Origin of the sequence: Micromonospora chersina (assembly GCF_900091475.1) — a bacterium.
Taxonomy (GTDB): Bacteria; Actinomycetota; Actinomycetes; order Mycobacteriales; family Micromonosporaceae; genus Micromonospora; species Micromonospora chersina.
Window position 1 is genome coordinate 3768329 of the sequence record NZ_FMIB01000002.1, and the last position, 17184, is coordinate 3785512.

17 protein-coding genes are annotated in these 17184 nt (G+C 71.8%); 7 read left to right on the forward strand and 10 right to left on the reverse strand.

The genetic code is table 11. The features are described from left to right. Positions 1–14: 14 nt before the first annotated feature. The gene (locus GA0070603_RS17420; RefSeq protein WP_091315000.1) at positions 15–854 is read right to left on the reverse strand and encodes a DUF3027 domain-containing protein; all 840 of its coding nucleotides are present in this window, start codon (positions 852–854) and stop codon (positions 15–17) included. Between the two features lie 87 nt (positions 855–941). On the opposite strand from GA0070603_RS17420, the gene GA0070603_RS17425 reads away from it, so the two are divergent. Continuing rightward, positions 942–2534, forward strand: coding sequence for an MFS transporter (locus GA0070603_RS17425; RefSeq protein ID WP_091315003.1), 1593 nt, complete (start codon positions 942–944; stop codon positions 2532–2534). Beyond that, the gene (locus tag GA0070603_RS17430; RefSeq protein ID WP_091315006.1) at positions 2531–3181 is read left to right on the forward strand and encodes a futalosine hydrolase; all 651 of its coding nucleotides are present in this window, start codon (positions 2531–2533) and stop codon (positions 3179–3181) included. The genes GA0070603_RS17425 and GA0070603_RS17430 overlap by 4 nt, the downstream gene beginning before the upstream one ends. A gap of 2 nt (positions 3182–3183) precedes the next feature. Here GA0070603_RS17430 and GA0070603_RS17435 read toward each other — a convergent pair whose 3' ends face one another. After that, positions 3184–3852, reverse strand: a complete 669-nt coding sequence (locus GA0070603_RS17435) for a response regulator (RefSeq protein ID WP_091315009.1) — start codon at positions 3850–3852, stop codon at positions 3184–3186. Continuing rightward, the gene (locus GA0070603_RS17440) at positions 3849–5024 is read right to left on the reverse strand and encodes a sensor histidine kinase (RefSeq protein ID WP_091315013.1); all 1176 of its coding nucleotides are present in this window, start codon (positions 5022–5024) and stop codon (positions 3849–3851) included. The genes GA0070603_RS17435 and GA0070603_RS17440 overlap by 4 nt, the downstream gene beginning before the upstream one ends. A 197-nt stretch (positions 5025–5221) precedes the next feature. Between GA0070603_RS17440 and GA0070603_RS17445 the strand changes: the two genes are divergently transcribed. Next, positions 5222–5779 (forward strand): hypothetical protein, encoded by a 558-nt coding sequence (locus GA0070603_RS17445; RefSeq protein WP_091315016.1) that lies wholly within the window; start codon positions 5222–5224, stop codon positions 5777–5779. 4 nt (positions 5780–5783) lie between these two features. On the opposite strand, the gene GA0070603_RS17450 is transcribed toward GA0070603_RS17445, so the two are convergent. Further along, the gene (locus GA0070603_RS17450; RefSeq protein ID WP_091315019.1) at positions 5784–6413 is read right to left on the reverse strand and encodes a GNAT family N-acetyltransferase; all 630 of its coding nucleotides are present in this window, start codon (positions 6411–6413) and stop codon (positions 5784–5786) included. Positions 6414–6523: 110 nt separating this feature from the next. Here GA0070603_RS17450 and GA0070603_RS17455 point away from each other — a divergent pair, with 110 nt between their 5' ends. After that, positions 6524–7354, forward strand: a complete 831-nt coding sequence (locus GA0070603_RS17455) for a 1,4-dihydroxy-6-naphtoate synthase (RefSeq protein ID WP_091315022.1) — start codon at positions 6524–6526, stop codon at positions 7352–7354. On the opposite strand, the gene GA0070603_RS17460 is transcribed toward GA0070603_RS17455, so the two are convergent. Both GA0070603_RS17460 and GA0070603_RS17465 read right to left on the reverse strand, forming a co-directional pair. Beyond that, positions 7315–7701: a cold-shock protein gene (locus tag GA0070603_RS17460; protein ID WP_026267952.1), complete on the reverse strand. Its 387-nt coding sequence runs from the start codon at positions 7699–7701 to the stop codon at positions 7315–7317. The two genes, GA0070603_RS17455 and GA0070603_RS17460, sit on opposite strands and share 40 nt — an antisense overlap. Before the next feature lie 27 nt (positions 7702–7728). Next, positions 7729–8352: an HAD family hydrolase gene (locus tag GA0070603_RS17465; protein WP_091315025.1), complete on the reverse strand. Its 624-nt coding sequence runs from the start codon at positions 8350–8352 to the stop codon at positions 7729–7731. 61 nt (positions 8353–8413) lie between these two features. Between GA0070603_RS17465 and GA0070603_RS17470 the strand changes: the two genes are divergently transcribed. Continuing rightward, positions 8414–10879, forward strand: a complete 2466-nt coding sequence (locus GA0070603_RS17470; protein WP_091315028.1) for a helicase-associated domain-containing protein — start codon at positions 8414–8416, stop codon at positions 10877–10879. 57 nt (positions 10880–10936) lie between these two features. Here GA0070603_RS17470 and GA0070603_RS17475 read toward each other — a convergent pair whose 3' ends face one another. Continuing rightward, entirely contained in the window at positions 10937–11173 is a 237-nt protein-coding gene (locus GA0070603_RS17475; RefSeq protein WP_091322048.1) for a hypothetical protein, read from the reverse strand. A gap of 103 nt (positions 11174–11276) precedes the next feature. After that, entirely contained in the window at positions 11277–12143 is an 867-nt protein-coding gene (locus GA0070603_RS17480) for a L,D-transpeptidase family protein (RefSeq protein WP_091315030.1), read from the reverse strand. A gap of 175 nt (positions 12144–12318) precedes the next feature. Between GA0070603_RS17480 and GA0070603_RS17485 the strand changes: the two genes are divergently transcribed. Continuing rightward, a complete protein-coding gene (locus GA0070603_RS17485; protein WP_091315033.1) occupies positions 12319–13998 on the forward strand; it encodes a DNA repair helicase XPB in 1680 nt (559 codons plus the stop codon). Between the two features lie 173 nt (positions 13999–14171). Here GA0070603_RS17485 and GA0070603_RS17490 read toward each other — a convergent pair whose 3' ends face one another. Both GA0070603_RS17490 and GA0070603_RS31250 read right to left on the reverse strand, forming a co-directional pair. Then, positions 14172–14450: a hypothetical protein gene (locus tag GA0070603_RS17490; protein ID WP_091315037.1), complete on the reverse strand. Its 279-nt coding sequence runs from the start codon at positions 14448–14450 to the stop codon at positions 14172–14174. 145 nt (positions 14451–14595) lie between these two features. Beyond that, complete coding sequence (locus GA0070603_RS31250) at positions 14596–15060, reverse strand: hypothetical protein (protein ID WP_139131890.1); 465 nt, start codon at positions 15058–15060, stop codon at positions 14596–14598. Positions 15061–15633: 573 nt separating this feature from the next. On the opposite strand from GA0070603_RS31250, the gene GA0070603_RS17495 reads away from it, so the two are divergent. Further along, on the forward strand, positions 15634–17118 hold the full coding sequence (locus GA0070603_RS17495; RefSeq protein ID WP_139131891.1) for a hypothetical protein: 1485 nt from the start codon (positions 15634–15636) through the stop codon (positions 17116–17118). Positions 17119–17184 lie beyond the last annotated feature (66 nt).

The window sequence follows — 17184 nt, forward strand, 5'->3', positions numbered from 1 at the left end:
TCAGTGCTGACCCGTCAGGGGTGGCCGTACGGCTCCGCCGGCTCGGCCGCCTCCACCGAGCCCGGGGCCCGGCTCACCGACACCGCTTCCACCGCGCTGTCGTCGTAGACCGTGGGCAACTCGTCGACCGGGCTCTCGGCCGCCTCGACGAGCGTCTCCGAGTGGGCGCCGCAGCCGTGGTCGGCGCTGACGACCCGGCCGTCGTCGGGGGCGTAGAAGTTGCCGCAGGCGCCGAAGGACTGCCGCAGCGCGCCGGCGAGCGGCAGGTAGAAGCCGCAGGTGCCACAGCGGGCGGCGGCCGGCGCGGCCACCGAGATCGCGGCATCGGGGCCGTGGTCGCCGTCGTACCAGCGCTGGGCCGCCTCGGTGCGACCCTCGCGGGACAGCACCCGGGCCCGGCCGAGGCCGAGCTCCCAGGCGGTCTCCTCCACGGCGGGGTCGTCGGAGAGCAGGTAGCCGGGGGCGAGCCGCTCGTCGTCCGCCGGAGTGGGCAGCAGGTCGCCGGGGCCCAGGTCGCCCGGCTTGAGCCGCTCCTGCCAGGGCAGCCAGCCAGGGGCGAGCAGCGCGTCGCCGCCCGGCAGCAGCACCGTCTCGCAGATGGTGACCGTGCGGCTGCGCGGCACCCGGGTCACCGTGACGGCCCAGCGCCAGCCCCGGTAGCCGGCAAGGCGGCACTCGAAGTAGTGCGTGACGAGCCGGTCGCCCTCGGCGACGGCCTGGAGGTGGTCGCCGACGTCGGCGGGGTCGACCTCGGTGATGGCAGCGCGGGCCACGTCAACGGCGGCGGCGCACACCTGGTCGAGCCGGGGAGCGCGGGCGGAGGCGGGCCTGGTCACCGGACCATTGTTCCCCATGCCGGCGGTGGAGTCACAGGCACTCCCCGGTGTCGTTCTCCCCGGGTGGTGCGGCGCACGTGGATGAGATGGGCGAGGATGGGACGCATGCCGCTGTCCTCCCGCTCCGGCCGGTCCGTCCTCGGGCGTACCGTCGGCACCGGCATCCGCGCCACCCGCCTGCTGCTCCGGGGCTCGCTGCACGGCGGGCGGTGGATGACCCGGCGGGCCGGGACGGCCCGCGCCCGCAGCGCCGGCAACGAGGTCGGCATGGTCCGCCTCTTCGACCTGCACGCCCTCTCCTGCGCCGGGGACACCCTGATCGCCATCGGCCTGGCCGGGACGATCTTCTTCGACGTGCCACTGGGCGAGGCCCGCAACAAGGTCGCGCTCTACCTGCTGGTGACCATGGTCCCGTTCGCCATGCTCGCCCCCGTGGTCGGCCCGCTGCTGGACCACTTCCGGCACGGCCGCCGGTACGCGCTGGCCGCCACCATGCTCGGCCGCGCCTTCCTGGCCTGGTTGATCTCCGACTACATCGGCGGCTTCGGGCTCTACCCGGCCGCGTTCGGCGTGCTCGCCCTCTCCCGGGCGTACGGGGTGGCCCGCTCCGCGGCGGTGCCCCGGCTGCTGCCCGAGGGGCTCGGGCTGTCCCAGGCGGGCGCCCGGGCGAGCGTCTACGGCACGGTGGCCGGCGCGCTGGTCGCGCCGATCGGGCTGGCCGCGTTCTGGTTCGGGCCGCAGTGGCCGCTCCGGGTCGCCTCGCTGATCTTCCTGATCGGCATGGTGATCTCGCTCCGGCTGCCGCCGCGGGCGGACTCGGAGCCGCCGGAGCGGGTGCCGCGTCCGCTGCGGGCGCTGCGCCGCCGGGACGGGGAACGCCCGCTGGGCCGGGGCCGGCCGGCCGGCCGGCTGGTGATCGCCACCCTGATCGGCTCGGCGGCGCTGCGCGGGCTCTACGGCTTCCTGCTGCTCTTCCTGGCCTTCGCGATCAAGGCCGGCGACCTCACGACCGACTTCTTCGGCCGGAACCTGGGCGCCCAGGGCGCGCTGGGCCTGGTCGGCGGCGCGCTGGCGGTGGGCAGCTTCCTGGCCACCGCGATCGGCACCCGGCTGCACATCCACCGCCCGACCGCGATCCAGTCCAGCGGCACGATCATCGTGGCCGGCGTGGCGGTGCTCGCCGCGCTGAAGTTCTCGCTGCCCCTGGTGGCACTGCTCTGCCTGGTCGCCTCCCTGTTCAGCGGGATCGCCAAGCTCGCGGTCGACGCCTCGATCCAGGAGCGCATCCCGGAGCGGCTGCGGGCCAGTTCCTTCGCCCACTCGGAGACCGTGCTGATGCTCGCCTTCGTGGCCGGCGGCGGCCTCGGGCTGGTCCCGTTCACCGGCCGGATCGGCGTGGCGGTGGCCGCCGGCGTGGCCGCGCTGGTGGCCGCCCGCGGGGTGCTGGTGGCGACCCGGCTGCGCGGCGAGCACCTGGTCGGCCGCCCGCTCGGCGACGACGAACTGGCCCACGAGGCGGAGTTCGACGACCCGGCCCCCACCTCGCCGGCCCCGCACCGGGCCGACCCGCCCCCGCCGGTCGACGACGACGAGCTGGCCCCGCCCGGGTTCCACATCTACCGCCCGTCCTCCTCGGTGGGCGGGCCGGGCGGCACCGAGGACGAGAACCGCCGGGAGCCCCGGGGGCCCGTGGCGTGAGCGGGTTGCTGGTGGTGACCGCGGTACCCGCCGAGGCGGACGCGGTCCGGGCGGGCCTCACCGATCCCACGGTCACCGTCCTGCCGGTCGGTGTCGGCCCCGCCGTCGCCGGCGCGGCCACCGCCCGGCTCCTGGCGCTCGCCGAGGGTGCCGGGCGGCCGTACCGGGCGGTGGTCAGCGCGGGCATCGCGGGCGGCTTCGTGGACCGGGCACCGGTCGGCGGCACCGTCCTGGCCACCCGCAGCGTCGCCGCCGACCTGGGCGCCGAGTCGCCCACCGGCTTCATCCCCGTGGAGGACCTGGGCATGCCGGCCGAGCTGCTGGGCGGCGGCAGCGTCGTACCCGCCGACCCGGGCCTGCTGGGCGCCCTGCGGACCGCCCTCCCGGCGGCCACCGTCGGCGCGGTGCTCACGATCAGCACGGTGACCGGCACCGCCGCGAGCACCGCGGCCCTCGCCGACCGGCACCCCGACGCCGTGGCCGAGGCCATGGAAGGGTACGGCGTCGCCGTCGCCGCCACCCAGGCCGGCCTGCCCTTCGCCGAGCTGCGCACGGTGTCCAACCCGATCGGCCCCCGCGACCGCGGGTCGTGGCGGATGCGCGAGGCGTTCGCGGCGCTCACCGCGGCGGCCGCCGCCCTCCGCTGAGGTCACTCGCCGGGGACGACGAGCCCGGACTCGTACGCGTAGACGACGGCCTGGACCCGGTCGCGCCGGTCGAGCTTGGTGAGGATCCGGCTCACGTGGGTCTTGACGGTCTGTTCGGCGATGACGAGGTCGGCCGCGATCTCCTGGTTGGACCTGCCGCGCGCCATGAGCACGAGCACCTCCACCTCGCGCGGGGTGAGCGTGTCGAGGGCGGCCGGCCGGTTGCGGGGGCCGGGTGACTGCCGGGTGAAGCGCTCGATCAGCCGGCGGGTGACCGACGGGGCGAGCAACGCGTCGCCGGCCGCCACCACCCGTACCGCCTGCACCAGTTCGCTGGCCGGCGCGTCCTTGAGCAGGAAGCCGGAGGCACCGGCGCGCAGCGCCTCGTAGACGTAGTCGTCGAGGTCGAACGTGGTGAGCATGAGCACCCTGGGCCGGTGCGCCGGCGGCGGGGCGTCGAGCAGCAGCCGGGTCGCGGCGAGCCCGTCCAGCCGCGGCATCCGCACGTCCATGAGCACGACGTCGGGCCGGAGCCGGCGGGCCAGCGTGACGGCCTCCAGCCCGTCGGCGGCGCCGCCGACCACGGTGAGGTCGGGCTGGGCGGCCAGCAGCGCGCCGAAGCCCTCGCGCACCATCGCCTGGTCGTCGACGATCAGCACGGTTGTCGTCACGACACGTCCTCGGGGTCGTCGGCGCACGGGAAGGTGGCCTCGACGGCGAAGCCGCCCGCGCCGTCGAGGCCGGCCGAGAGGGTGCCACCCAGGAGGGTGACCCGCTCCCGCATGCCGGCCAGGCCGTGCCCGCCGGTACGGGGCGGCGGCGGCACGTCCGGCGCGGCGTTGACGACGCTGACCCGCAGCAGGTCGCCGTCGCGGCGCACGGTGACGGCCACCGGAGCCTGGCCGGCGTGCCGGGCGGCGTTGGACAGCGACTCCTGCACGACGCGGTACGCGCACAGGCCGACGGTGGCCGGCACCCCGGCGATCCCGGCGGTGTCGAGGGTGACCGGCACGCCGGCCCGGCGCGCGCCCTCGACGAGGGCGGGCAGGTCGTCCAGGCCGGGCTGGGGTGCCCGCTCCGGCGGGTCGGCGCCGCGCAGCGTGCCCAGCAGGCGGCGCATGTCAGCCAGGGCCTCGCGGGCGCCAGCGCTGATCGAGGCGAACTCGGCGCGCACCGGCTCGGGCACCGCGTCGTGCCGGTACGGCGCGGTCTCGGCCTGCACGGCGATGAGCGACATGTGGTGGGCGACCACGTCGTGCAACTCCCGGGCGATGCGGGCGCGCTCCTCGAGGGCGGCCCGGCGGGCGTACTCGGCGCGGGTCAGTTCGGCCTGCTCGTGCAGGGCGCGGCGGGCCCCGGCGCGGCCGGCGAGCGCGTCGAGCAGGACCGCGTACGCGCCCAGCGCCAGCGTGCCGCCGACGCTGTCCGGGCCGGGGATCCACACCCACAGCACGGCCACCATCAGCGCGTACATCGTCCACAGTGCCGGCCGGCCGTAGCGCAGCGCGGCCACGGTGAACGCCAGCACGAACACCGGGATCTGCGGCGGGTCCCACGCCCAGCTTCCCCAGGGGTCGCCGGGGGCGAGGGGGGTGAGCAGGGCGGCCAGCCAGCCGACCCGCCAGGCCAGCAGCGGGTGCCGGACCAGCAGCGCGAGCGGCGCCACCTCGGCCAGGCCGACGAGGGTGACCCAGCCGTCCGCGCCGGGATGCGCCCGGGCGGCGAGCGCCGCGCACAACGGGAACCCCACGACGGTGGCGGTGGCGAGCAGCACGACGACCGCCCGGCGTACGGCAGCGGGCCGCCCGGCCAGCCAGGACGGCGCCGGGTCGGTCGCGGTCACGACGGTCCGTAACCCGCGCCACCCGTGCTCGATGATCCGACCGGTCCGCATCACCGGCGAGCCTAGCGACGCCGGCCCGGCGGGCGCGTGGCGCTGACGGGGGATCTCGCGTCCTCCGATGTCATACCCGGGAGCCACCCGAGGTTGGCTCCGCGCGGCGATGTGCCGGCACCACCGCTCTCCGTAGCGTCGCCCTCATGACGATCACCCAGGTACGCACAGACTGGTCCGGCCACGCCCGTGGCGTACTCCTCGACGCCGTCTACTGCGGCGGGCTGGCGGTGGTGAGCCTCGCCGGGCTGGGCCTGGTCCTGGCCGGCCGGCCCGCGGCGGCGGCCCGGCTCTCCGGCCGCTGGCAGCGGCTGCGCAGGCAACCGGCCACCCAGCCGGTGCGGGCCCTGCCGGTGGCGGGCAACGCGCTCATGGGGCTGGTGCTCGGGGTGCTGGCCGTCATCCCGCTCGGGATCGAGGCGCTGTTCGTGGCCCGCGGCGTGCTGTACGGCGTGGTGGACGGCGGCCCGTACGACACCTCGTGGGGCGGCCCCACCAGGGGCGGGGCCTGGCTGGCGCACTTCCTCGTGGGGGTGCCGTTCGCGCTCGCCGGGCTGGCGGCGATGTCCGGCCTCGCCCTGCTGCACCGGCGCTGGACGGCCCACCTGGCCGGCGAGCGGGGTGGCGCGTGGGTGGTGCCGGTGGCACTGCTGGCGTGCGGGGCCGCGGCGGTGCTGTTCGTGGCCTGGCTGCACCAGATCTGAGCCCTCATTCGTCACGGTTCACCGCGTGGAGGCCCGCGTTCCACGTCTCGCGGGTCATCTCGTACTCGACCTCGCCCTGATCGGACCCGGGCAGCGGGTCGTCGAAGGGCGGGAAGAACGTGCGCACGTGCCGCATGCCGACGGCCTCCATGACGCGTCGGGACCCGGTGTTCACGGCCATGGTCTGCGCGATCACCCGGCTCTGCCCGACGGTGTCGAAGGCATGCCGCAGCAGCGCCCGGGACGCCTCACTGGCCAGGCCCTTGCGCCAGTGCCGGCGAAGGAGGCGGTAGCCCAGTTCGGCGACTGTGGGGTCGTCGGGCTGGTCGGGGCCGTGCGCCGGCGGAAGCATCATGAGCCCGACGAACTCGCCGTCGTCCTCACCCGCCGGCGGTGTCGAGCCGGGCGCGCCGCCCTCGGTACCGAACGCCATCCAGAAGCCCAGGCCGTCCACCGTGCCGGCCAGCGCCATCCGCTGCGCGTGCGAGTCGATCACCTCGTCCCGGGATCGCGCCCGGCCGACGAGGTAGCGGAGCACCTCCGGGTCGGAGTCGAGTTCGACCTCCAGGTCGAGGTGCCGGTCGGCGAGGGGTACGAGCAGCAGGCGGTCGGTCCGCAGGAGCGGCTGAGGCATGCGGCAACGATCACACGACGGTCCCCGCTGACGCGATCCGATTCCCACCGCAGGTCACACGCGCTCGCCCGACTGGCGGGGCCAGAACCCCGCGGGGTTACGGTGGGGGCGTGGCGCTCTCCCTGGCGATCTCGCCCTGCCCCAACGACACGTTCGTCTTCGACGCCCTGGTGCACGGCCGGGTGCCCGGCGCGCCGCCGGTCGAGGTGACCTACGCCGACGTGGACGTCACGAACACGGCCGCCGAGCGCGGGGCGTTCGACCTCGTGAAGGTGAGCTACGCGGCGCTGCCGTGGCTGCTCGACGACTACCACCTGCTGCCCTGCGGGGGCGCGCTGGGCCGGGGCTGCGGGCCGCTGGTGCTCACCCGCGGCGACCGGGAGGACCTGTCCGGGGCGACGGTGGCGGTGCCGGGTGAGCGGACCACGGCGTACCTGCTGTTCCGGCTCTGGGCGGCCGACCAGGCGCCGGCGCGGATCGAGGTGGTGCCGTTCCACGAGATCATGCCCGGCGTGGCGGCCGGGCGGTACGACGCCGGGCTGGTGATCCACGAGGCGCGCTTCACCTACCCGCGGCACGGGTTGACCGCCCTTGTCGACCTGGGCGAGTGGTGGGAGGGCGACACGGGGCTGCCGATCCCGCTCGGCGCCATCCTGGCCCGCAAGGGCGCTGTCGACCCGGTCGAGGCGGCCGCCTGGATCCGCGAGTCGGTCCGGCAGGCGTGGGCCGACCCGGAGGCCAGCCGGGAGTACGTGCTCGCGCACGCGCAGGAGATGGAGCTCGACGTGGTGGACCGGCACATCGGCCTCTACGTCAACGAGTTCACCGCCGACCTGGGAGAGGCCGGCTTCGCCGCCGTGGAGGCGCTGCTGGGCCGGGCCGCCGACGCCGGGCTCGTCCCTCAGACCTCCAGCTCGCGCGCCACGGCGTGGACCAGCTGAGCGATCTTCTGCGCGGTCTTCCGGTCCGGGAAGCGGCCCCGGCGCAGGTCCGGCTGGACCTTCGCCTCCAGCACCTTGATCATGTCTTCGACCAGGCCGTGCAGCTCCTCGGCCGGCCGGCGGCGCAGCTCCGCCACCGAGGGCGGCGCCTCCAGCAGCTTGACCCCCATGGCCTGGGCGCCCCGCCGGCTGTCGACCACGCTGAAATCGACCCGCTGGCCGCCCTTCAGGTCGGCGACACCCGCCGGTAGCGCGCCCTTGGGCAGGAACACGTCGCCACCCTCGTCGCTGGTGACGAACCCGTATCCCTTGGCCGCGTCATACCACTTCACTCGACCCGTCGGCACGTGAAACCCCTGCTTCGCTCGGAACCTCTACCCCTCCCAGGCTAGCCCGATGATCCGGTCCAGCGCCCCCGGGAATCCGGTGAGATCATCCAGCACCACGTGCGCTCCGGCGGCGCTCAGCTCGTCTTTCGTGCATGGGCCGGTCGCCACTCCCACGCCTGGGATTCCCGCAGCTTGCGCGGCGGCCATGTCGGCCACGTGATCGCCCACGTAGAGGGTCCCGCCGTGCTCCCGCAGCGCGGTCGCCTTCTGCTCGGCGAACAGGTCGCCGACCAGCTCGTCGACGGCGAGGCCGAGGTGGTCCAGGTGCAGCTTCGCGAGCCGGCCGAGCTTGGAGGTCACCACCATGACGCGGCCGCCGCGCCCGTGCACCGCACCGATGGCGGCCTCCGCGCCCGGCATGGGCAGGGTCGGGGTGATCGCGTACGCCGGGTAGAGCTCGCGGAACGTACCGACCGCCTCGTCGACCTGCTCTGGCCGGAACCAGTGGGCGATCTCGGTGCGCAGCGGCGGCCCGAGGCGGGAGACCGCCAGGTCGGCGTCGACCGGCACGCCGGTCAGCGCGGTGAGCGCCCGGTAGGCGGCCGCGATGCCGGGGCGCGAGTCGACCAGGGTCATGTCGAGGTCGAATCCGACCATGAGCGGGGGCATGCCGAGAACGTACCCGTCCGACGGGCGGGACGGCCCCCGGCCGGGCTAGCGTGGAACGACGATGACCACCTCACTCGCCGACCACCTGCGGACCCTCCCCGACGAGTCCCTGGCCGCCCTCCTCCAGATGCGGCCGGACCTCGTCGTGCCCGTGCCGGCAGACGTCTCCGCCCTCGCCATCCGCGCCCAGTCGCGGGTCTCCGTGGCCCGGGCGCTCGACGGGCTGGACCAGTTCACCCTCCTGATCCTGGACGCCGCCCGGCTCACCCGGGACCCGGAGGGCAGCGGCACCAGCACCGAGGCGATCCTGGCCCTGGCCACCGCCGGCCCGCACCCGCCCGCCCCGGCCACCGTCCGCGACGCCGTGAACAAGCTCCGCGCGCTCTTCCTGCTGTACGGGCCGGAGCACGACCTGCACGTGGTGGGCGGCGTCGACGAGGTGTCCCCGTACCCGGCGGGGCTCGGCCGGCCGGCCGCGGAGCTGGACCCGCGCGCGGCGGCCGTCTGCGCGGACCCGGCGAAGCTGCGGCGGACGCTGCTGTCCGCGCCGCCCTCGGCCCGGGCGATCCTGGACCGGCTCGCCGCCGGCCCGCCGGTCGGCACCGTGCCCGCGGGCGCGCTGGACGCCCCCGCCACCGGTGAGGAGGACGTCCTCCCGCCGGACCTGGTCAACGGCGGCGCGGCCACCGGCTCCCCGATCCGCTGGCTGGTCGAGCACCGGCTGCTGGTCCGGATGTCGGCCGTGAAGGGCGGCGGCACCGTCGAGCTGCCCCGCGAGGTGGCGCAACTGCTGCGCCGGGACAGCGGCCCGCTCGGCCCGCTGCGCACCAGCCCGCCGCTGGTGTCGAGCCCGCCCCGCGAGGCCAAGGCCGTCGACTCGGCCGGCGCCGGGCAGACCATGGAGGTGGTCCGGCACACCGAGGCGCTGCTGGAGGCCCTGGCCGCCGAGCCCGCCCCGGTGCTGCGCTCCGGCGGTGTGGGCGTCCGGGACCTGCGCCGGCTGGCCCGCGGTCTCGGGCTGGACGACCCGACCACCGCGCTGATCTTCGAGGTGGCGTACGCGGCCGGGCTGCTCGGCGAGCTCGACCTCACCGGCACGGTCACCGCCCGCTACGGGGGTGACCAGCAGATCCTGCCCACCGGCGGCTACGAGGTGTGGCGGGCCGCCTCGCTGGCCCAGCGCTGGGAGCAGCTGGCCCGGGCCTGGCTGACCATGACCCGCCAGGTGGGCCTGGTCGGGCAGCGCGACGACCGCGACCGGCCCATCTCGGTGCTCTCCGCCGAGGCGGAACGGGCCGGCGCGCCGGCCGCGAGGCGCTCGGTGCTCGCCGTGCTGGCCGACCTGGCCCCGGCGACCGCCCCCACCCCCGACGAGGTGCTGGAGCTGCTGGACTGGCGGGCACCCCGGCGGGCCCGGGGCCGGGAGGCCGCGCACCGCGAGGTGCTGGCCGAGGCCGCCCAGCTCGGGGTGACCGGGCTCGGGGCGCTCACCTCGTACGGGCGGCTGCTGCTGGCCGAGCTGACCGACGACGAGCGGGGCGAGGACCCGCTCGGGCTCTACTCGGACGCCGAGTCGGGCGAGCCGTCCACCGCCGTCCGCGCGCTCGACGCGCTGCTGCCCGCCCCCGTCGACCACTTCCTCGTGCAGGCCGACCTGACCGTCGTGGTGCCCGGCCCGCCCGATCCGGCGCTCGCCGCCGAACTGGACGTGGTGGCCGAGCACGAGTCGGCCGGCGGGGCGAGCGTGTACCGGGTCACCACGGCCAGCGTGCGGCGGGCCCTGGACGCCGGCTACTCCGCCGACGACCTGCACGCGCTGTTCCGCCGCCGGTCGCGCACCCCGGTGCCGCAGGGGCTCAGCTACCTGGTGGACGACGTGGCCCGCAAGCACGGCGGGCTGCGCGTCGGCACGGCCGGCGGCTACGTGCGCAGCGACGACGAGGCGCTGCTCACCGAGGTGCAGGCCGACAAGCGGCTGGAGGCGCTGGCCTTCCGGCGGCTGGCCCCCACGGTGCTGGTCACCCCGTACCAGGTGAACCGCATGCTGACCGCGCTGCGCGACGCCGGCTACGCGCCGGTGCCCGAGGACGCCGGCGGCGCGGCGGTGCTCGCCCGGCCGAAGACCCGGCGGGCGCCGGCCCGGGTGCCGGTGGCCAGCCGCAGCCTCGACCCGCTCGCGGCGCCGCGGCTGCCCATGCCCCGGCTGCTCGGGGTGGTCGAGCAGATCCGCCGCGGCGAGGCGGCGGCCCGGGCGGCCCGGCGGGCCCCGGAGGTGGTCCGCGGGACGGCGCGCAAGGGTCCAGGGCCGGCGCACACCCACAGCGACGCCCTGGCGGTGCTCCAGCAGGCGGTACGCGACAAGGCGCTGGTCTGGGTCGGCTACGTCGACGCGCACGGGGCGACGGCGTCCCGGCTGGTCCGGCCCGTGTCGATCGGGGCCGGCTACCTGCGCGCCGAGGACGAGCGCACCGAGATGCTGCACACCTTCGCGCTGCACCGCATCACCGCGGCGGTGCTGGAGGACTGAGGGTCGATGGCTCCAGGTCGGCGCGCCTCGTCGCCGCGCCGCGACCTGGAGCCGTCGTCAGTCGCCGTTGCGGCGCAGGGTGCCGATCACCGAGACGGCGAGCAGCAGCCCGAACGCGGCCCCGGCCGACTCGCCGACCGAGTCGACGAAGCCCTGCCGCTGCACCAGCAGCCCGAAGAGGAACCAGCCGAAGATGCCGGTGGCGGCGGCCGCGTAGCCGACCATGGCCGCGGTCGAGACCTCCTGCTGGCGTGCCCGGTCGTTGTCGGGAAGCACGTCGTGGTCGACGGTCATCTCCAGTCCCTCCCGCCCCGTGGTGGACCCGACCTCCAGCGTGGCACCGGGAGGGGTCACCCGGACAGGGGATAAAACCCTGATCCGGGCGGGCGGGTCACGCTCAGGTGCCGGCGCGGTGGCCGAAGACGACCACGCGGGTGCCGACCGAGCCCAGCTCCCAGAGGCGGACGGCGTCGCGGTGCAGCAGGTTGACGCAGCCGTGCGAGCCGATCCAGGGGTTGTGCAGGTAGGTGGTGGTCTCGTGGAAGCCGATCCCGCCGTTGAACCGCTGCCAGTAGGGCAGCCACACCTTGTACGGGTTGGACCACTCCCGCATGTTCTTCCCACCGACCGTGTAGGTGCCGGTCGGGGTGGCGTAGCCGGCCATGCCGGTGCGGGTCACCGTCGGGCCCATGACCACCTTCCCGCCGCGCATCGCGAAGACGGTCTGCCGGGTCAGGTCGACGCAGAAGGTGAGGCCCGAGCCGGCGCGGCAGCGGCTGGTGTCGGTGTCGGCCAGCCGCTTCGCCACGTCGTACGTGGTGGCGCCGGCGCGGCCGGCGGCCGGGCTGATCCCGTACCGAATCTGGAACTTCTTGATCGCCGCGCAGTCGGCGGCGGACTGCTTGCCGTCCACGGTCAGCGTCCCGAAGCCGCCCAGCCGGGTCAGGTACGTCTCCACGGCCTTCTGGTGCTCCCCCTGCGGGCACCCGGCGGACTTGGAGGGCTTCGGCGTGGCCGGCTTCGGGGTGGTGCTGCGGGAGGGTTTCGGCGTGGCCGTCCGGCTCGGCGTCGCCGACGGGGACGCGGCCGGCTGCTCCGGCGTGGGCGGCGCGCTCGCCCCCGATGCCTCCTCCGTCACGCCGACGGGGGCCGGGGCGGCGGCCCCGGATCCGTCGCCCTGCGGATCGCGCGCGCACGCACCGACGCCGACCAGCACGACCGCTGCCAGGCTGACGGCCCGAACGGCGAACCGGACACGCTTCATGGGCCCTCCCCCTGGACAGTTGTCCCGCTTGCTAGACGTACGGGAGCAGTGTGACGTTGCCTGTCCAGTGAGTCTTTTTCCGGACACCCATTCGCGTGCAACACTGGATGGTCCGCCTTCGGCAGGTCAGCCGCCGTGCGGGCGAGAATTTCCGGCTCTTGGAGAGGACGCTGGCGTGAGCGGTGGACCACTGATCGTGCAGTCGGACAAGACCCTGCTGCTGGAGATCGACCACCCCGACGCCCAGGCGTGCCGGATGGCGATCGCGCCCTTCGCCGAGCTGGAGCGCTCTCCCGAGCACGTCCACACCTACCGGCTCACCCCGCTGGGCCTGTGGAACGCCCGGGCCGCCGGCCACGACGCCGAGGGCGTGGTGGACACGCTGATCAAGTACTCTCGCTACCCGGTGCCGCACGCGCTGCTGGTCGACGTGGCCGAGACCATGGACCGCTACGGCCGGCTCCAGCTCGCCAACGACCCGGCGCACGGCCTGGTGCTCCGCGCGCTGGACCGCGTGGTCCTCATCGAGGTCGCCAAGAGCAAGAAGCTCGCCGGGATGCTCGGCCCGAAGCTCGACGAGGACACCATCCAGGTGCACCCCTCCGAGCGCGGCCGGCTCAAGCAGGCGCTGCTCAAGCTCGGCTGGCCCGCCGAGGACCTGGCCGGCTACGTCGACGGCGAGGCGCACCCCATCGAGCTGGCCGAGTCCGGCAAGGACGGCGGCAAGCCGTGGACGCTGCGGTCGTACCAGCGGGAGGCCGTCGAGGCGTTCTGGGCCGGCGGCTCCGGCGTGGTGGTGCTCCCCTGCGGCGCCGGCAAGACCCTCGTCGGGGCGGCGGCCATGGCCGAGGCCAAGGCCACCACGCTCATCCTGGTCACGAACACGGTCGCCGGCCGGCAGTGGAAGCGCGAGCTGATCGCCCGCACCTCGCTCACCGAGGACGAGATCGGCGAGTACTCGGGCGAGCGCAAGGAGATCCGCCCGGTCACCATCGCCACCTACCAGGTGCTCACCTCCCGCAAGGGGGGCGTGTTCACCCACCTCGACCTGTTCGGCGCCCGCGACTGGGGCCTGGTCGTCTACGACGAGGTACACCTGCTGCCCGCGCCGATCTTCCGCTTCACCGCGGACCTCCAGGCCCGCCGCCGGCTCGGCCTCACCGCGACCCTGGTACGCGAGGACGGCCGCGAGGGCGACGTGTTCAGCCTGATCGGCCCGAAGCGGTACGACGCGCCGTGGAAGGACATCGAGTCGCAGGGCTGGATCGCGCCGGCCGAGTGCGTCGAGGTCCGGGTGACGCTAACTGATGCGGAGCGGCTGGCGTACGCGACGGCCGAGGCCGAGGAGCGGTACCGGATGGCGGCTACGGCTCGGACCAAGTTGCCTGTCGTGCGGGCGCTCGTTGAGCGGCATCCCGACGAGCAGGTGCTCGTCATTGGTGGGTACATCGACCAGTTGCACCAGCTTGGGGAGTATCTGGACGCGCCTATCGTGCAGGGGTCTACCACCAACAAGGAGCGGGAGCGGCTGTTTGACGCGTTCCGGTCCGGTGAGGTTAAGACCCTGGTGATTTCCAAGGTTGGGAACTTCTCGATCGACCTGCCTGAAGCCGCTGTCGCGATTCAGGTGTCGGGGACGTTTGGGTCGCGGCAGGAGGAGGCGCAGCGGTTGGGGCGGGTGCTGCGGCCTAAGGCTGATGGGCGGCAGGCGCACTTCTACACGGTGGTTTCGCGGGACACGATCGACACGGAGTACGCGGCGCACCGGCAGCGGTTCCTCGCCGAGCAGGGGTACGCGTACACCATCGTGGACGCCGACGACGTCCTCGGCCCGAAGCTCCCGACGATCGACTAGCTGACTCACGCATTACCAGTCGGTTGCGGCCTGCTGATCGTCGCGGTCCTGGTCTTCGTCTACCTGCGCCTCAGGTTCGCCAGCGTCCGCTGCTGTTCGGCGGCTTGGCTGCTCCGATGACTGCTCGGCCGAAGTGCCGCCAGCATGAGCCGGCGCGGGTGGTGCGATGAAGTTCAGTCAAGCGCTCTGTACTCAGCCGGCGGTTCAACAAGTTCCGGTTGCTGGACCCAGTACCTCTCCCCGTAGATCTTCAGCATTGCCCAGTGCCATGCTTCGTCATGGAAGACGAGTCCTCGGTACGGTGCATCGCTGGCCTCGAAGGGGTACCGCTGCATAGCTGCCGCCTCGGCCTCGGTTGCGTTGAGACCCCCGTAACGCCGCATCACCCAAGCAAAGCGTCGGCGCTCGTCTTGCAGGTACTGGACATACTCGCCCTCGCTCCAGTCCGCCATGTCTTTACCCTAGGATCCCGATCCTCGCAGTCTTTGAGCGATAGCTCAGCTTGACCTGCGCAACGAGTGAAATTCCACCTGGTCCTCATCGTCCACGCGCCGGCGGCAGCTTGTGATTGGTTAGCCTCGGCATCGAGCCGCAGCGCTACTCTTTCACACCCAACTCCTTTCTCGCCGCCGCCGCGAAAGTGTCCAGGCACTCGCCTACCTCGCCATCTCGTTCGTTACTCGTGGACAGTCGATTGTCATTTATTTCATTCATGCAATCAATCAAGATCCCGTAGACATTAAGGATTGCCTTTCGCACAGGGCTCGATCCGAGCAACTGTATCTCACCGCACTTATGCGTCAAGTCCATGTACGGTCCGTCCCACTTCGATGTATCGAAGTCGTCACCCGTGTTGTACGTCCTTGCCATCTCTGCAAGTTTCAGCGCAATAGACAGCGCCTCTGCGTAAATGATTCGCCGTTCGGCATGCCAACGTCGCGCATCTTCTCGCTTTACCTTGAAGTAGTCCAGGGTGACAACGACAACTTGAGCTACCATCACGCCAGCAAAGGCGAATATTCCGGCAACTAGCGGGCTACCCCACCAGGGTTGAGTTTGCATCGTTAGACCTCGAATCCTCAAAAACCGTCCGTCGATGGATGCGCGTCAGACCACCGTCCCGGTCAGACACGGCGGTCAACACACGAGGAAGGCTACGAGGGCCTAACAACCCCAGCGATATTAAGAACAACTCCAGGTTCACCACCTCGACGCTCCTATGGAGATCGAACTCCGGTCAACGCGTGGGGTCGCGGCAGGCAAGGTACTGCCGGGCGTGTGACCGGGCGAGCATAGCCAGGCGAAGCCAAGCCCAAGCTGAGCGAACCAACTGGGCGATTGCCGCGGTGTGCGAGACCGAACATCCGGCCGGCAACGGACGCGACCGCCAGCATGTGGCGACAGTCGCCGTCAACCTGGGCGAATCCCGAACATCCGGCTGGCTGCGATCATGTTTTCCTTGGCCCTGTCTGCGGCCCGCCCCTTGAGCCAGTCGGGACAGCCATGCTGACTAACCGGAGCTGTTTGCTTCGGGCGTCAAGCAGACTGTCAGAAATCGTACTCATGGCGAATGCCTAGTGCGTGCGGGCGGGCGCGGCACCAACAGCTTTGCCGCGCGGGCTATAGCATCACCACATGGGCGAAGAAGCGCTTGAACCAGAGTCAAATCGGGCAGATTCCACAGATAAGGCTCCCGTTCCGAACATCAGTCGTAGCCTATGGTCCACTCTCCGCCGCTTCCTTCTCAGCATCTCGGGGGTCGAGGGAATCGTTCATTCGACTGGCCCGCATTTGCCTGCACAGAGCAAAGTGAAGCACTTGGTCGAGGCAACCACTCGTAGTCGTGGATCGCTGATATCTCCCGAGCAACGTCGCGCCCTCGAAAGCATTATGTCGGGTCACATCGAGGCGATCATCGACCTACGCGACGAAAAAAAGAAGTACGACGATCCCGAAGTTGCCTCTGCCTTTTTCGAGGAGCGGTTTAAAGAGCTGTGGGCCGCGACATACGAAAAGTACCAAGAGGTGGGGGTTAGCGCTCCGACCAGTCTCGATCTCCTGCAAGCAACCACCCCGCGAGAGCTGGAGCGGCCCACAAGCAGTGTGCTCTACTCCTCATTGCTTATCTCCACCGTCGGAATGTGTGAGGTCTTCCTTGGCCAGGCAATGCGGGAGTACCTGACGTTCCGCCCTCAGGCGCTTCATGGAACGGAAATCCGCTTCCAGTTCGCAGAGATGCAGCAGTTTAGTTCGATTGAGTCGCTGAAGGCGTACCACATCGATCGTCAAGTAGATTCGATCATCCGCCAAGGAGGTATCGATGAGTGGATGAAGTGGTTTGAGGTCAAGGTAAAGCTTAGCTTTGCCGAGGTTTCAGCCGACCCGATGGCTGTGCGGGAGATCTTTCAGCGGCGGCACGTACATGTGCACAACGACGGTGAAGTCTCCGCCATATACCTGGCTAAGATGGCCGATACGAAACGACAACTACCTGAACTCGATACGTATCTTCGCGTTGATGAAAGTTATCTCCTACAGGCGGTCGACCGGTTGCGAACCTTCGGCATCGCTCTTGCCGTCGTTCTAGCACGCAAGCTGACGCCGAAGGGCTCGAAGGATCCAGGTCTGAAATGGCTGGAGTCGCACGCGAATGACCTGGTATACGGCCTCCTTTGTGCCAACAAGTATGAATCTGCTGTAGAGATTGTTAACCTATTGATCGAAGACACGAGCGAGCAAAGCGTTAAGACAATGATGCTCGTGAACCGGTGGATCGCTCAGTCGCGTCTGGGCAAAGAGAAGGCAGTCCGAAAAGAGGTCCGGGACTGGGACACATCCGCGCTAGATGCCAAATTCCACCTGGCTCAACTGACCCTTCTTGGTGAGACGGAACAGGCACACGCTCTCGCTATGGCCGAAATTGGTCGAGGGGCCCTCACCGAGCAGAATTATCGCGAGTGGCCCCTCTTCGCGCCCCTGCGCGAAATCTATCCACCGACTGTTGAACAGATTGCATCAGTTGAACTAGTGCCGGTTCAACGGGAGGAATCGACGGCAGACCTGCTTAAAGACCCTCCCGCCGCAGATGAGGGAACGACGGAATGTCATCTCGACGATTAGCGCCGCCTCCATCCCGTCTGCGCCGACCCGCCTTCCCCGGAGAGCAGGCTGCCGCCGGGCCCACCA

Excerpts from the sequence above, each read along its gene's own strand:
- GA0070603_RS31250 (WP_139131890.1), bottom strand. The coding sequence starts at position 15,060 with ATGCAAACTCAACCCTGGTGGGGTAGCCCGCTAGTTGCCGGAATATTC.
- GA0070603_RS17450 (WP_091315019.1), bottom strand. The coding sequence starts at position 6,413 with ATGCCTCAGCCGCTCCTGCGGACCGACCGCCTGCTGCTCGTACCCCTC.
- GA0070603_RS17425 (WP_091315003.1), top strand. The coding sequence starts at position 942 with ATGCCGCTGTCCTCCCGCTCCGGCCGGTCCGTCCTCGGGCGTACCGTC.
- GA0070603_RS17420 (WP_091315000.1), bottom strand. The coding sequence starts at position 854 with ATGGGGAACAATGGTCCGGTGACCAGGCCCGCCTCCGCCCGCGCTCCC.
- GA0070603_RS17445 (WP_091315016.1), top strand. The coding sequence starts at position 5,222 with ATGACGATCACCCAGGTACGCACAGACTGGTCCGGCCACGCCCGTGGC.
- GA0070603_RS17475 (WP_091322048.1), bottom strand. The coding sequence starts at position 11,173 with ATGACCGTCGACCACGACGTGCTTCCCGACAACGACCGGGCACGCCAG.
- GA0070603_RS17490 (WP_091315037.1), bottom strand. The coding sequence starts at position 14,450 with ATGGCGGACTGGAGCGAGGGCGAGTATGTCCAGTACCTGCAAGACGAG.
- GA0070603_RS17495 (WP_139131891.1), top strand. The coding sequence starts at position 15,634 with ATGGGCGAAGAAGCGCTTGAACCAGAGTCAAATCGGGCAGATTCCACA.
- GA0070603_RS17465 (WP_091315025.1), bottom strand. The coding sequence starts at position 8,352 with ATGCCCCCGCTCATGGTCGGATTCGACCTCGACATGACCCTGGTCGAC.
- GA0070603_RS17470 (WP_091315028.1), top strand. The coding sequence starts at position 8,414 with ATGACCACCTCACTCGCCGACCACCTGCGGACCCTCCCCGACGAGTCC.
- GA0070603_RS17480 (WP_091315030.1), bottom strand. The coding sequence starts at position 12,143 with ATGAAGCGTGTCCGGTTCGCCGTTCGGGCCGTCAGCCTGGCAGCGGTC.